Origin of the sequence: Mesorhizobium sp. KR2-14, assembly GCF_040049255.1 — a bacterium.
Taxonomy (GTDB): Bacteria; Pseudomonadota; Alphaproteobacteria; order Rhizobiales; family Rhizobiaceae; genus Pseudaminobacter.
The window spans coordinates 324,067-336,820 of sequence record NZ_JBDZDR010000004.1; the positions used below are offsets into that span (position 1 = coordinate 324,067).

The 12,754-nt window shown below is 64.8% G+C and carries 14 protein-coding genes; 7 read left to right on the forward strand and 7 right to left on the reverse strand.

Annotated features, from left to right (window positions below; translation table 11 throughout):
• Positions 1–117: 117 nt before the first annotated feature.
• From dprA to ABLE86_RS13715, 4 genes are read right to left on the reverse strand one after another with little or no spacing between them, the layout of a single operon-like run.
• Positions 118–1,251 (reverse strand): DNA-processing protein DprA, encoded by a 1,134-nt coding sequence (gene dprA, locus ABLE86_RS13700; RefSeq protein WP_348779508.1) that lies wholly within the window; start codon positions 1,249–1,251, stop codon positions 118–120.
• The gene (plsY, locus tag ABLE86_RS13705) at positions 1,248–1,859 is read right to left on the reverse strand and encodes a glycerol-3-phosphate 1-O-acyltransferase PlsY (protein ID WP_348779509.1); all 612 of its coding nucleotides are present in this window, start codon (positions 1,857–1,859) and stop codon (positions 1,248–1,250) included. The genes dprA and plsY overlap by 4 nt, the downstream gene beginning before the upstream one ends.
• A gap of 37 nt (positions 1,860–1,896) precedes the next feature.
• A complete protein-coding gene (locus ABLE86_RS13710) occupies positions 1,897–3,183 on the reverse strand; it encodes a dihydroorotase (RefSeq protein ID WP_348779510.1) in 1,287 nt (428 codons plus the stop codon).
• Positions 3,180–4,145 carry an aspartate carbamoyltransferase catalytic subunit gene (locus ABLE86_RS13715; protein WP_348779511.1) on the reverse strand — a complete coding sequence of 322 codons (966 nt, stop codon included), beginning with the start codon at positions 4,143–4,145 and terminating at the stop codon, positions 3,180–3,182. Before ABLE86_RS13715 ends, ABLE86_RS13710 begins: the two co-directional genes overlap by 4 nt.
• A 173-nt stretch (positions 4,146–4,318) precedes the next feature.
• Between ABLE86_RS13715 and ABLE86_RS13720 the strand changes: the two genes are divergently transcribed.
• The gene (locus ABLE86_RS13720) at positions 4,319–5,944 is read left to right on the forward strand and encodes an acyl-CoA dehydrogenase family protein (protein ID WP_348779512.1); all 1,626 of its coding nucleotides are present in this window, start codon (positions 4,319–4,321) and stop codon (positions 5,942–5,944) included.
• On the opposite strand, the gene ABLE86_RS13725 is transcribed toward ABLE86_RS13720, so the two are convergent.
• Positions 5,929–6,864, reverse strand: coding sequence for an AEC family transporter (locus ABLE86_RS13725; protein WP_348779513.1), 936 nt, complete (start codon positions 6,862–6,864; stop codon positions 5,929–5,931). The two genes, ABLE86_RS13720 and ABLE86_RS13725, sit on opposite strands and share 16 nt — an antisense overlap.
• Before the next feature lie 277 nt (positions 6,865–7,141).
• Here ABLE86_RS13725 and ABLE86_RS13730 point away from each other — a divergent pair, with 277 nt between their 5' ends.
• Positions 7,142–7,453 (forward strand): DUF6105 family protein, encoded by a 312-nt coding sequence (locus ABLE86_RS13730; RefSeq protein ID WP_348779514.1) that lies wholly within the window; start codon positions 7,142–7,144, stop codon positions 7,451–7,453.
• Here the strand turns inward: ABLE86_RS13730 and ruvX are convergent.
• Positions 7,420–7,905 (reverse strand): Holliday junction resolvase RuvX, encoded by a 486-nt coding sequence (gene ruvX / locus ABLE86_RS13735; RefSeq protein ID WP_348779515.1) that lies wholly within the window; start codon positions 7,903–7,905, stop codon positions 7,420–7,422. The two genes, ABLE86_RS13730 and ruvX, sit on opposite strands and share 34 nt — an antisense overlap.
• A gap of 78 nt (positions 7,906–7,983) precedes the next feature.
• On the opposite strand from ruvX, the gene ABLE86_RS13740 reads away from it, so the two are divergent.
• The 5 genes from ABLE86_RS13740 to ABLE86_RS13760 all read left to right on the forward strand — a co-directional run bounded on the left by ABLE86_RS13740 (position 7,984) and on the right by ABLE86_RS13760 (position 11,862).
• Complete coding sequence (locus ABLE86_RS13740) at positions 7,984–8,691, forward strand: metal-dependent hydrolase (RefSeq protein WP_348779516.1); 708 nt, start codon at positions 7,984–7,986, stop codon at positions 8,689–8,691.
• A gap of 101 nt (positions 8,692–8,792) precedes the next feature.
• Positions 8,793–9,080: an Asp-tRNA(Asn)/Glu-tRNA(Gln) amidotransferase subunit GatC gene (gene gatC / locus ABLE86_RS13745; protein WP_348779517.1), complete on the forward strand. Its 288-nt coding sequence runs from the start codon at positions 8,793–8,795 to the stop codon at positions 9,078–9,080.
• A 6-nt stretch (positions 9,081–9,086) separates the two neighbouring features.
• Positions 9,087–9,551 carry a GNAT family N-acetyltransferase gene (locus tag ABLE86_RS13750; protein ID WP_348779518.1) on the forward strand — a complete coding sequence of 155 codons (465 nt, stop codon included), beginning with the start codon at positions 9,087–9,089 and terminating at the stop codon, positions 9,549–9,551.
• A 2-nt stretch (positions 9,552–9,553) separates the two neighbouring features.
• Entirely contained in the window at positions 9,554–11,035 is a 1,482-nt protein-coding gene (gene gatA / locus ABLE86_RS13755) for an Asp-tRNA(Asn)/Glu-tRNA(Gln) amidotransferase subunit GatA (RefSeq protein ID WP_348779519.1), read from the forward strand.
• Positions 11,036–11,067: 32 nt separating this feature from the next.
• A complete protein-coding gene (locus ABLE86_RS13760; RefSeq protein WP_348779520.1) occupies positions 11,068–11,862 on the forward strand; it encodes a YdcF family protein in 795 nt (264 codons plus the stop codon).
• On the opposite strand, the gene ABLE86_RS13765 is transcribed toward ABLE86_RS13760, so the two are convergent.
• Positions 11,814–12,560: a DUF599 family protein gene (locus ABLE86_RS13765; RefSeq protein ID WP_348779521.1), complete on the reverse strand. Its 747-nt coding sequence runs from the start codon at positions 12,558–12,560 to the stop codon at positions 11,814–11,816. The two genes, ABLE86_RS13760 and ABLE86_RS13765, sit on opposite strands and share 49 nt — an antisense overlap.
• Positions 12,561–12,754 lie beyond the last annotated feature (194 nt).

Here is a 12,754-nt window from a genome sequence, read left to right on the forward strand (position 1 = left end):
CAGTCGTTGCTTGGCCAGCTGCGTACCTTGGCGGAATCCGAGCGCTGCGACATGCTCGCCTTCCTTATTGAAATGGCCTACATCGAAGCCAGCGACATCATTCGCGGCCAACGCCCCTTAAGAGTTATGCATAACAAGCGACACAGCGCCACTTGAATGGCGTTCGAGTCGGCCAGCCAGGTCGAGCTCCAGGAGAATCATGGATAGCTGTGCCGGGTGAAGCTCGGTATGGCGGATGATCTCGTCTATGGCAGCCGGCGTCGGTCCCAGTGCCTCGACGACGCGCGCCCGGTCGTCGTCGGCAGGGGGCGGGGTCGCGACGAAGTCCGGCGGGTCCTCGCGCGGGCTTGGAACTGAAAGAGGTATGCCCAGCAGTGGTGCGATGCCGGCCACCACGTCCGCGGCTTCGGTCACAAGGCTGGCGCCGTCCTTCAGCAGGCCGTTGGTGCCGGCCGAGCGCGGGTCGAGAGGCGATCCGGGCACGGCGAAAACCAGCCTGCCGAGTTCGCCCGCCATCCGTGCGCTGATCAGCGAGCCGGAGCGCCTGGCCGCCTCCACCACAACCAATCCGAGAGACAGACCGGCTACGATGCGGTTGCGGCGGGGAAAATCCTGCGCGCGCGGTTCCCAGCCGAAGGGCATCTCCGACACCATCGCGCCGCAGCCCGCCGCGATCTCCCCGCAGAGCGCGATGTTTTCAGGCGGGTAGGGTCGGTCGAGACCCCCGGCCAGAACGCCGATGGTGCCGGTGGCAAGGCTGCCCTGATGCGCGGCGGTGTCTATTCCGCGCGCGACACCGGAAACGATCGCAAATCCCTCGCGGCCAAGCTCTTCTGCCAGCGTGCGCGCCATCCTGATGCCGGCAAGCGAGGCGTTGCGTGCGCCGACTATGGCAACGGGCGGCAGATCGAAAGCCGCGCTTGTGCCCTTCACCGCCAGCAGGGACGGCGGGTTGTCCATTCGCCGGAGAATTGGCGGATAGTCGGGCTCGCCTATGCAGACGAAGCGGGCGCCGTGCTTTCGGGCCGCCTCCATCTCCGCTTCGGCGTCGGCTAACGACGGAATGCGGACGATGCGGCTGGCGCCACCAGAGGCCATCAGTTCCGGCAGCATTTCGATTGCGGCTTCGGCCGAGCCGAAACGGTTGATCAGGTCGCGAAAGCTGGCCGGGCCGACGTTCGGTGTACGGATCAGACGCAGCCAGTTCAATCTCTGCCGGTCACTGAGACGGAGACCGGCAGCCTTGCTCATCCCTTCGCCCCTATGCGCGACTCGGTGCCGGAGAGCAGCCGGGAGATGTTGGCGTGGTGCTTGGCGAACACGATTAGACTCATGACGGCAAACAGGACAGCCGTATCGCGTTGGCCGAGGAAGAAGAGCGAGATGGGTACGGCGATAGCAGCGACCAGCGCAGCGAGCGAGGAATAGCGGGTCAGGAAGGCAATGATGAGCCAGACCACCGCGAAAACCAGCGCGCCCTGCCAGGCGAGGCCGATCAGCACGCCGAGATAGGTCGCCACGCCCTTGCCGCCCTTGAAGCCGAGCCAGACCGGGAAAAGATGCCCAAGGAACGCTCCGAAGCCGGCCAGCAGCGCGGCTTCCGGGGCGTAAAGCCCGGCGAGCAGCACGGCCGCCGTGCCTTTCAGCGCATCGAGCAGGAGGGTCAGCGCGGCAAGTTTCTTGTTGCCGGTGCGCAGCACGTTGGTGGCGCCGATGTTGCCCGAGCCGATGTTGCGCACGTCCCCCAGCCCGGCCGCGCGTGTCACCAGCAAGCCGAACGGGATCGAGCCGAGCAGGTAGCCGAAGGCGAGCGCCGCAACGAGAACGGACAGCGGAAGCTGCCAGGTCAAAGGATCCATCTATTTCCCCCTCGGTGCCGCCCGTGGACGGCCCGAATTACGCCGAAAACACTGTGCGGCCCGCAACCATAGTTTGCAAGACCCTGCCTTGCAGCCGTGCACCCTCGAAGCAGGTGTTCTTGGAGCGCGAGCGGATGGCGGCCTCGTGCACGACCCATGGCTCATCGAGGTCGATCAGGACAAGGTCTGCCGCCGCGCCCGGCTTCAGCGTGCCGCCCGGCAGGCCGAACAGCTTTGCCGGGCCGGTCGAAAGCGCCTCGACGAGGCGCAGAAGCGGCACTTCGTCGTTGTGGTGGAGGCGCAGCGCCACGCCCAGCAGCGTTTCCAGGCCGATCGCGCCGTCGGCGGCGTCAGCGAAGGGCAGGCGCTTGGTGTCGACGTCCTGCGGGTCATGCGAGGAGACGATGATGTCGATGGTGCCGTCCCGCAGCGCCTCGATCATCGCCTGCCGGTCGTCCTCGGTGCGCAGCGGCGGCGAAAGCTTGAAGAAGGTGCGGTATTCGCCAATGTCGTTCTCGTTGAGCGACAGGTGGTTGATCGACACGCCGGCGGTGACATTCGCACCGTCTGCCTTGGCGCGGGCGACAGCACCGGCCGAGAGCGCGGTGGAGATCTTGGCGGCGTGGTAGCGGCCGCGCGTCAGCCGGGCGAGCGAGAGGTCACGCTCCAGCGGGATCAGTTCCGCCTCGCGCGGAATACCCGAAAGGCCGAGCCAGCTCGCATAGAGCCCCTCGTTCATCACGCCCGAGCCGGCAAGGTGCGGGTCCTGCGTCTCCTGCGCGATGACCGCGCCGAAGTCGCGCGCATAGGTCAGGGCGCGGCGCATGGTCAGCGAATTCGCGATGGTGCGTCGGCCGTCGGTGAAGGCGACAGCGCCGGCCGCGCGCAGCAGGCCGAACTCGGTCATCTCGCGGCCTTCGAGGCCCTTGGTAACGGCGGCAGCCGGGAACACGTTGACGAGCGCGGTGTCGCGCGCGGTGCGCAGCACGAATTCGACCAGCGCGACGGTGTCAATCACCGGGTCGGTGTCGGGCATCATCACGACGGAGGTCACGCCGCCGGCGGCGGCTGCGAGGCTGGCCGAGGCGATGGTCTCACGGTGCTCCCCGCCCGGCTCGCCGATAAACACCCGGCCGTCCACCAGTCCAGGGATGATCGTCTTGCCGGCGCAAGGGACCACAGTGGCACCTTCGGGAACACCCTGATTCAGCGCCGCCGCGCCGGAAGCGACAATCTTCTTGCCCTCGACGATGACGGAGCCGATCTCGTCGATGCCGCGCGACGGATCTACGATGCGGGCCTGCTGGAAAACGGTGATGCTCATGCCCGGCCTCCGTCCTGGCTGCGGCGCGGATCCAGCAGCGCCTCCATCACGGCCATGCGCACGGCCACGCCCATCTCGACCTGTTCCTGGATGACGCTTTGCGGGCCATCGGCAATTTCAGAGGCGATTTCCACACCGCGGTTCATCGGGCCGGGGTGCATCACCAGTGCGTCAGGCTTTGCGGCCTTCAACTTCTCGGCATCAAGGCCGAAATAGCGGAAATATTCGCGCACCGAGGGCACGAAGGCGCCTTCCATGCGCTCGCGCTGCAGACGCAGCATCATCACTACGTCGGCGTCCTTCAGGCCTTCCGCCATCGTCGCGCAAACTTCGACGCCCATCTGCGCGATGCCGGAGGGCAGCAGAGTGGACGGCGCCACGACGCGCACCCGCGCACCCAGCGCGTTTAGCAGCAGGATGTTGGAGCGGGCGACGCGCGAATGCAGGATATCGCCGCAGATGGCCACGGTGAGGCGGGGGATCGTCCCCTTGGCGCGGCGGATGGTCAGCGCGTCCAGCAGCGCCTGCGTCGGGTGCTCATGCGCGCCGTCGCCGGCATTGACCACCGAACATCCCACCTTCTGCGCGAGAAGCGCGGCAGCGCCGGCCGAGGCGTGGCGGATGATGAGAATGTCCGGCCGCATCGCGTTCAGCGTCATGGCCGTGTCGATGAGGGTCTCGCCCTTCTTCACCGACGAACTCGCCACCGACATGTTCATTACGTCGGCGCCCAAGCGCTTGCCGGCGAGCTCGAAGGAAGACTGCGTGCGGGTCGAGGCTTCGTAGAAGAGATTGATCTGCGTCCGCCCGCGCAGGGTGGTTGTCTTCTTTTCGTTCTGGCGCGAAATCGCCACCGCGGCATCGGCCCGGTCCAGCAGCAATTCTATATCGATGGGAGAAAGGTCGCGTATGCCAAGCAGATGGCGATGCGGAAAGAGCGGCAGGGCTGAAATGTCGGTCATCTTAAAGCCGTCCTATAGGCTCGTGCCGATGCCACCGCAAGCGCTGGACGAAGGATTGAAGCGGTTCTTTCCCGGGATTTTCATCGCGTGGTAAGGTTAGCTTGGGTTATAACCGCCTTTGAACCCACTTCGGATTCGCATCGTGCACCGAAGAGCAACCCTAAGGATTGCGCGTGAGCGACGAGGTAACCAACCAATCCCCGCCTTTGACGGGGAGCAACGCCTGGCGGGGCGACCCGTTGCTGGTGCAGATCGCGGAGGACTTTTCCGAGCCCGTCCGCAAGGATCTAGATGCCGTCGGCCGCTTCGTTCTCAGCGCCGAGGCGCAGGATCTTGCCCGGCTTGCCAACAGCGAGACGCCCAAGCTCCGCACGCATGACCGGCAGGGCCGCCGCCTAGACGTCGTCGACTATCATCCGGCCTATCACGCGTTGCTGCGCCGGTCGGTGACCAACGGCCTGCATTCCTCGATCTGGGAAAACGGCGCGCACGAGACCGGCCGCCGCCACCAGGTGCGCGCCGCGCGCTTCTATCTAACCGCGCAGCTTGAGACCGGGCATCTTTGCCCCATCACCATGACCAGCGCTTCGCTGGCCGCGCTGATGGCCAGCCCAAAACTGTTCCGCGAATGGGCGCCGCGCGTCACTACGCGCAAATACGACCAGTCGCAGAAGCCGCCAGTGGAAAAGGCCGGCCTGACGCTCGGCATGGGCATGACCGAGAAGCAGGGCGGCACCGACGTGCGCGCCAACACCACCCGCGCCGACCGTGCGGCCAACGGTTTTTATCGCATCACCGGCCATAAATGGTTCATGTCGGCGCCGATGTCCGATGCCTTCCTGGTGCTGGCGCAGGCGCGCGAGGGGCTGTCGTGCTTCCTCATGCCCCGCATCCTGGGCGACGGCAGCGGCAACGGCTTTCGCTTCCAGCGCCTGAAGGACAAGCTCGGCAACCGCTCTAACGCCTCTTCCGAGGTGGAATTCGTCAATGCGCTCGGCGAGATGGTGGGTGAGCCGGGGCAGGGCATCAAGACCATCATGGACATGGTGACGCTGACGCGGCTCGACTGCGCCATTGCCTCTTCGGGCATCATGCGCGCCGGACTGGCCGAGGCGGTCAACCACACGCGCCATCGCCAGGTGTTCGGCACGAACCTTATCGACCAGCCGCTGATGCAGCGCGTGCTGGCCGACATGGCGCTGGACGTCGCCGGCGCCACGGCGCTGTCGTTCCGGCTGGCGCGTTCATTCGACGAGGCTGCGGCCGATCGCGGCGAGGCGGCCTTCGCCCGAGTCATGACCCCGGTGGTGAAATACTGGGTGTGCAAGATCGCGCCGGCGCTGCTTTACGAGGCGATGGAGTGCCTGGGCGGCAATGGCTATGTCGAGGAGATGCCGCTGGCGCGCTACTACCGTGAGGCCCCGGTCAATGCGATCTGGGAAGGCTCGGGCAATGTGATGGCGCTCGACGTGCTGCGCGTTCTTGGCCGCGCGCCCGGCCTGTTCGACGACGTGCTGGCCGGCATCGAGCGGGATCTGGGTCCGAGTGGGCGCGGCACCACCAGCGTGCTGCGTGCTGCCCAGCAGGTTGCCGCGTCGGACGAGGGCTCTGCGCGCATCCTCACCGAGCAACTTGCGCTGTCCGCCGCCGCGGCGGAGCTCCGGCGCATGGGGGCAGGGCGCATTGCCGACGCCTTCATCGAGACTCGGCTAGCCGGCCAGTGGCGCGGCACCTATGGCATGCTCGACGCGCGTCATGATGCCCGCATGATCGTCGACACGCTCTATCCGGTGATCTGAGCCGACAGCGCCAGAACTGCCGGGATGGTCACGAACGAGGCCGCCGTCTGCACAGTGGTCACGGCGGCATAGAGCTCTGCGTCGCCGCCGAGCTGGCGCGCAAGCAGATAGCCGTTCATCGCCGTCGGAACCGCCGCACAAAGCGCCAAATAGGAAAGCTCGCTGCCGCTGACGCCAAACGCCAGCGCCGAGCCGATCAGAAGAGCCGGAAAAAGCATCAGCTTGAGCATCACCGGTAGCAGCAGGGCAAAGCGCGGCTGCCACAAGTCGCCGAGGCGCAAGCCAGCACCGATTGCCAGCAGCCCCATTCCAAGCGCTGCATTGCCCACCAGCCCGAGCGTCTGGTTAAGCGGCCCGTAGAGCTGGAACGGCAGGAGGCGGAGCAGAATTGCAGCCAGCGAACCCAGGATCATCGGGTTCACTGCCATATCGCGCCCGATGCGCCGCCAGTTGGCGGCCCGGTCGGCAAAGCGCGTCACCAGGAAGACCGTCACCAGGTTGATCGGAATGATGATGATGGCCATGACCAGCGCCACCACCGCCATGCCGGCCGGCGGAAAGACCTTTTGGGCAATCGCCAGCGCCATGAAACTGTTCCAGCGCACCGCGGTCTGGAAGATCGATGAAAATTCACTTCTCTGGACGAGACCGGCGCGACCCAGCAGCGGCCACAGGGCACAGGTGAGGGCGATCATCGCCGTCAGGGCCAGCGCCAGCGCCAGCATCATCGCGTCGAGCTGGAGCCCTTCGAAATCGGCGTTGTAGATCGTCACGAACAGCAGCGCCGGATAGAGGAACCAGTAGCCTATCTGCTCAAGCCCCACCCACGCTCCAGCATCGATCAGTGGCACGCGGCGCAAAAGGTTGCCGGCGAGAATCAGCAGGAAGATCGGCAGGATGCTGTCGAAAATCGCGATCATGAGGTTGTGCCGGAACGTTTGGGCAAGGAGGGTTGGCAGGCGATCTATACAGCCTATTTGCCGCCATTCCCAATCGGTGAGATTGGTGCGATTAACCTTAATGAACAGTTACCGTTGCGGCGAAATGGTTAACGCTTCAAAGTAGGGGGAATCCGAGGACGACCATGCGCACCTACAACGGCCCAACACTGACCTGCTTCGCCACCGCCGCCGGCTTGCCGTCGGCGCAGGCTCTGTGTGTTCTGCCGGGGGCTGCGCGAATCGGCTGGGGGCGCTGATGCGCTACATCCTCATCCTCTGGGCCTCGCCGCTGCTCATTTTCTGGGGCTGGTTCGGCCTGTCGTTCTATGACGTCAATTTCGGCTATGTGATGCTGACGCGCCAGGTCCACGACCTAGTGTTCGAACTCTATGGCGAGATGCTGGGCATCGACCCGCACATCATTCCGGCCATGGTCGCCAAGGCCTGCGTGTTCGACACGCTGATTCTTCTCGCGATCTTTGCCTTCCGCCGGCGTCGCCAGATCGCCGCGCGTCTGAAGGCCCGTCGTCTGCGTTATCTTGCCGGTGTTTCCTCGCCGAGCGCGTGAAGCCTGTCCAGCACGCCTTGAAGGATGAAGGCGGCCGCGGCCGAATCGATCTTCGTCTTGCGCTTGGCGCGCGACATGTCCATCTCGATCAGGCTGCGCTCTGCAGCGACGGTCGACAGTCGCTCGTCCCAGAACGCAAAAGGCAGGTCCGTGAGCTTGGCGATGTTGCGCACGAAGGCGCGGGAGGCTTGCGCGCGAGGTCCTTCGCTGCCGTCCATGTTCACGGGCAGTCCGATCACCACCGCGCCAGTGTTTTCCTTGCCGAGCAGCTCTAGCAGGCTGGCTGCATCGATCGAGAACTTCTTGCGTATGATGACCGGTCGCGGATGCGCGAATGAGAGGCTGCGGTCCGATACGGCCACCCCGATCGTCTTGTCGCCAAGGTCCAGCCCGGCCAGCGTCTTGCCGTTGGCCAGCAGCGCCGGCAGCTCTTCGATTGCAACGATGTTCAAGGGCGCGCGGCTTTCCTTTTGACTTGGCTGTCCCGCCTTCTATCCTCAGGGCGACAAAAAATCGAGGAGGCGCAAGCCATGAAGATCACCTGGTACGGGCAATCAGCGTTTCGCGTTGAAGTGGGGGATGCAAAAATCCTGATCGACCCGTTCATCAGCCAGAATCCGCTGTGGGGCAAAAGCTGGGAGGGACCAGCGGAAGGCGTCACCCATGTGCTGCTCACCCACGGTCATGGTGATCATCTCGGTGATTCCGTCGCGATCCTGAAGAATACGGGTGCCCAGCTCGTCGCAAATTTCGAGCTCTGCATGTATCTCGTCGGGCAGGGCGTGCGGGGCGACCAGATCAACCCCGGCAATATCGGCGGCACGGTCGACTGCGGCGGCTTCACCACCACCTTCGTCAACGCGCTGCACTCGTCGTCTGCAGACAATGGCGACGGTTCCAACACCTATCTCGGCAATCCGGCCGGCCTGGTGCTGCACTTCGCCAATGACCGCACCTTGTACCACATGGGCGACACCGACATCTTTTCCGACATGGGGCTCATCAACGAGTTGCACGAGCCCAAGGTCGGCATTGTGCCGGTGGGCGACCGCTTCACCATGGGCGGGGCGGTGGCAGCCCTTGCCTGCCGTCGCTTCTTCCAATTCGAAACGGTCATCCCTTGCCACTATGCAACCTTTCCGATGCTCGACCAGACACCGGAGAAGTTCGTGGCAGGCATGGAAGGCTCGGGCGTGGAGGTCTTGGTGCCGGCAGTGGGCGAGACGAGGGAGATTTAGCGTGCGCTGTGTCCTGTTCTCGGACATGATTGTTGCGCGCCGCGCCGGGCGCCGCTATAGCCCGGACACGATAACCAGCCCGGTTTTCCGGAGAATCCCGAATGTCCGTTGATATAGCCACCGTAAAGCGCGTCGCGCATCTCGCCCGCATCGCCGTGTCCGAAGAGGATGCCGAGCGCATGACCGGCGAACTGAACGCCATTCTCGGCTTCGTCGAGCAACTGAACGAGGTCGACGTTTCCGGCGTCGAGCCGATGACCTCGGTCATGCCGATGGCGATGAGGATGCGCGACGACGTCGTCACCGACGGCAGCAAGGCGGCGGATGTCGTCGCCAATGCGCCGGTGACCGACGAGAACTTCTTCCTGGTGCCGAAGGTGGTGGAGTAACGCTGCGTGGCAATCGAGATCGCGACCGAAAGCCCGTTGCAGGACGATGTGCGCGGCCTGATCGCCGAACTCAATGCCGCCTTGCTTGAATTGACGCCGCCGGAATTCTGCTACCACATGACGGCGGAGGAGATGGCCGGCGCCGAAACCACGGTGTTCATCGCCCGCGACGATGGCGAGGCGGTGGCCTGCGGTGCTCTGAAGCGCCACGGCGGCGCGATGGGCGAGGTCAAGCGCATGTACACGCGCCCTGCGCATCGCGGCCGTCGTATCGGCCTCGAGATCGTCGGGCGCATCGAAGCGCTGGCACGGGAAGAGGGACTGGGCCGGCTGGTTCTCGAAACCGGCGACCGGCACCCGGCCGCCTGGGCCGTCTATGAGCGCGCCGGCTTCACGCGCTGCGGGCCGGTGCTCGACTATCCGGATTCGGAATGGTCGGTGTTTTACGAAAAGAATTTGCAGGCTGAATGACGATGAGCGACCTGACCAGACTGACCATTTCCGAGGCCCGCGCCAAGCTCCGCTCCAAGGAGATCAAGGCAGGCGAACTCACCGACGCCTATCTCGACGCGATCGATGCGGCCAACGGCACCCTCAACGCCTATGTCGCCGTAACGCACGACCGGGCGCGCGACATGGCCAAGGCTTCCGACGAGAAGCTTGCCAAGGGCGAGGGCGGTGCGCTCGAAGGCATCCCGCTCGGCATCAAGGACCTGTTCGCCACCGAAGGCGCGCACACGCAGGCCTGCAGCCATATCCTGGACAATTTCAAGCCGCGCTACGAGTCGACCGTCACCTCCAATCTGTGGGCGGACGGCGCCGTCATGCTGGGCAAGCTGAACATGGACGAGTTTGCCATGGGCTCGTCCAACGAAACCTCCTACTACGGCCCGGTGATCAATCCGTGGCGCGCGTCCGGCTCGAACAAGCAGCTGGTGCCGGGCGGCTCCTCTGGCGGTTCGGCGACGGCGGTTTCCGCCTGGCTGTGCGCAGGTGCCACCGCGACCGACACCGGCGGCTCGATCCGTCAGCCGGCAGCCTTCACCGGCACGGTCGGCATCAAGCCGACCTATGGGCGCGTCTCGCGCTGGGGCGTCGTCGCTTTCGCCTCCTCGCTCGACCAGGCAGGCCCTATTGCCCGCGACGTGCGCGATTCCGCGATCCTGCTCAAGTCCATGGCTTCGGTCGACGCGAAGGACACCACTTCCGTCGACATGCCGGTGCCGGACTATGAAGCGGCGATCGGCCGTTCGGTCAAGGGCATGAAAATCGGCATTCCGAAGGAATACCGCGTCGACGGCATGCCGGCCGAGATCGAGTCCCTATGGCAGAAGGGCATTGCCTGGCTGAAGGAAGCCGGCGCCGAGATCGTCGACATTTCCCTGCCGCACACGAAATACGCCCTGCCGGCCTACTACATCGTCGCGCCGGCCGAAGCCTCGTCCAACCTCGCGCGCTATGACGGCGTCCGCTATGGCCTGCGCGTGCCGGGCAAGGACATCATCGAGATGTACGAGAACACCCGCGCCGCCGGTTTCGGCCGCGAGGTCAAGCGCCGCATCATGATCGGCACCTACGTGCTCTCGGCTGGGTACTACGACGCCTATTACCTGCAGGCGCAGAAGGTTCGCACGCTGATCAAGAAGGATTTCGAGGATGCCTTCGCAGCCGGCATCGACGTCATCCTGACGCCGGCTACCCCGTCGGCCGCCTTCGGCGTCGCCGATCAGGAGATGGCCAGCGATCCGGTAAAGATGTACCTCAACGACGTCTTCACGGTGACGGTGAACATGGCCGGCCTGCCCGGCATTGCCGTTCCGGCGGGTGTCGACGCCAACGGCCTGCCGCTTGGGCTCCAGCTCATCGGCCGCCCCTTCGACGAAGAGACGCTGTTCCAGACCGCGCATGTCATCGAACAGGCGGCCGGGCGGTTCGAGCCGGAGAAGTGGTGGTAAGCGTTCAGCGTCATCCGGCTTGAGGCGGCGGCATGTTCTTTGTCCTGTCCAAGGTGTTCTGGTTTTTCATCCAGCCCTTGAACCTGTCGTTGTTCCTGCTTCTGGTGGGCGTCGTCGCGCTGCTGGCCGGCTGGCGGCGCCTGTCGATCGCGGGCTGCGTTTCAGGCTTCCTGATCCTGGCGCTCGCGACCTGGACATCGCTCGGCGCGATCATGCTGACCCCGCTCGAGGAGCGTTTCCAGCGCCCCGCCACGCCTGAAAAGGTCGACGGCATCGTCGTGCTCGGCGGCGGCCTCGAAGGCGCCATCAACCTAGCGCGCGGCGGCTATGAGCTGAACAGCGCCGGCGACCGCTTCGTGGAGACGGCCGTGCTGGCGCGGCGATATCCGGACGCGCGCATCGTCGTTTCCGGCGGCACGGGATCGCTCATCCTTGATGGCGAGGGCGATGCGGACACCGCCGAGCGGCTGCTTTCCGCCCTTGGCGTGGACCGCGAGCGCATGGTGCTCGAAAACAAGTCGCGCGACACCTACGAAAACGCTGTCTTCACCAAGCAACTGGTGTCGCCCAAGCCCGGCGAGACGTGGTTGCTGGTCACCTCGGCATTCCACATGCCGCGGTCGATGGCCCTGTTCCGCAAGGCAGATTTCGAGGTGCTGCCGTGGCCGGTCGACTATCGCACCTCGGGGCGCGAAGGCGTCGGCCTGATGCGCGACAATCCGCAGGATTCCCTGCAGAACACCTCGGTGGCCATTCGCGAGTGGATCGGGCTTCTGGCCTACTGGCTTTCGGGGCGGATCGACACGCCGTTCCCCGGCCCGGCCTGATCCGGCTCCAGCACGGCCAGCCGCGCCGCCGAAAAGAACTGCCGGCGCAGCAGCACCGCAAACAGGATGATCGTCGTGGCCACGAAGACGGCCGGACTGACGAACCAACCCAGATATCCCAGCGAAAAGAAGATCGCGCGCAGGCCGGAGTTGAAATGCTTGCCGGCAAGGACGTTCATCTGCGTTGCGCGGTCCACGGCAATCTGCAGGGCAGGGCTGTGGATCCCGCTCTCGTGCACCATCGGCACGGCGCCGACCAGGATCGAGCAGTAGTTGAACAACCGGTAGGACCACCCGAACTTGAAGAAGGCGAAAGCCAGGATCACGATCAGCCCGAGGATCTTGATCTCGAATGACGGCCGTGACAGCCCGTCGGCCAGTGGCAGGTCGGTCAGCACCGAAATCACGTGGTCGGACGCGCCGAGCAAGGCAAAGCAGCCGCCCACCGCAATCAGCGAGCTGGAGGCAAAGAAGGCAGTGCCCTGCTGCAGCCCCACCATGATGCTGGTGTCGATCATGCGCAGTTCCCGCCGCGCCATGGTCTGCATCCAGGCCGCACGCTGGGCATTCATCGCCGTGGTCAGCGAAACACGGCTCACCAGCCGGCCTGCGGTGGCCAGCGTGTGAACGAGCCAGACGGCGAGGAAGAACGCCACGGCACCAAGGTCGGCAATGGTCAGCTGAAGGGAATCGAGCATGCCCAAAAACATATCACGACCGGCATGATCGGCTACCGCCCGCAGCGAAGAACGGAAGCCATAATTTCGCCGAACAGCTTGCTCTTTTCTTAATTGCAGATTGAGAGCAAGCGCCCGGTTTTCCCCGGGTGCCAACCATCACCCCGCCATGCGCTACCTGGCGCCTGCCTTGCTTTCGCCTTTTTCGGTTGCGG

What these genes read in the sequence shown, in the direction of transcription:
- dprA (WP_348779508.1), bottom strand. Translation starts at nt 1,251, where the DNA reads ATGAGCAAGGCTGCCGGTCTCCGTCTCAGTGACCGGCAGAGATTGAAC.
- plsY (WP_348779509.1), bottom strand. Translation starts at nt 1,859, where the DNA reads ATGGATCCTTTGACCTGGCAGCTTCCGCTGTCCGTTCTCGTTGCGGCG.
- ABLE86_RS13710 (WP_348779510.1), bottom strand. Translation starts at nt 3,183, where the DNA reads ATGAGCATCACCGTTTTCCAGCAGGCCCGCATCGTAGATCCGTCGCGC.
- ABLE86_RS13715 (WP_348779511.1), bottom strand. Translation starts at nt 4,145, where the DNA reads ATGACCGACATTTCAGCCCTGCCGCTCTTTCCGCATCGCCATCTGCTT.
- ABLE86_RS13725 (WP_348779513.1), bottom strand. Translation starts at nt 6,864, where the DNA reads ATGATCGCGATTTTCGACAGCATCCTGCCGATCTTCCTGCTGATTCTC.
- ABLE86_RS13730 (WP_348779514.1), top strand. Translation starts at nt 7,142, where the DNA reads ATGCGCTACATCCTCATCCTCTGGGCCTCGCCGCTGCTCATTTTCTGG.
- ABLE86_RS13740 (WP_348779516.1), top strand. Translation starts at nt 7,984, where the DNA reads ATGAAGATCACCTGGTACGGGCAATCAGCGTTTCGCGTTGAAGTGGGG.
- gatC (WP_348779517.1), top strand. Translation starts at nt 8,793, where the DNA reads ATGTCCGTTGATATAGCCACCGTAAAGCGCGTCGCGCATCTCGCCCGC.
- gatA (WP_348779519.1), top strand. Translation starts at nt 9,554, where the DNA reads ATGAGCGACCTGACCAGACTGACCATTTCCGAGGCCCGCGCCAAGCTC.
- ABLE86_RS13760 (WP_348779520.1), top strand. Translation starts at nt 11,068, where the DNA reads ATGTTCTTTGTCCTGTCCAAGGTGTTCTGGTTTTTCATCCAGCCCTTG.
- ABLE86_RS13765 (WP_348779521.1), bottom strand. Translation starts at nt 12,560, where the DNA reads ATGCTCGATTCCCTTCAGCTGACCATTGCCGACCTTGGTGCCGTGGCG.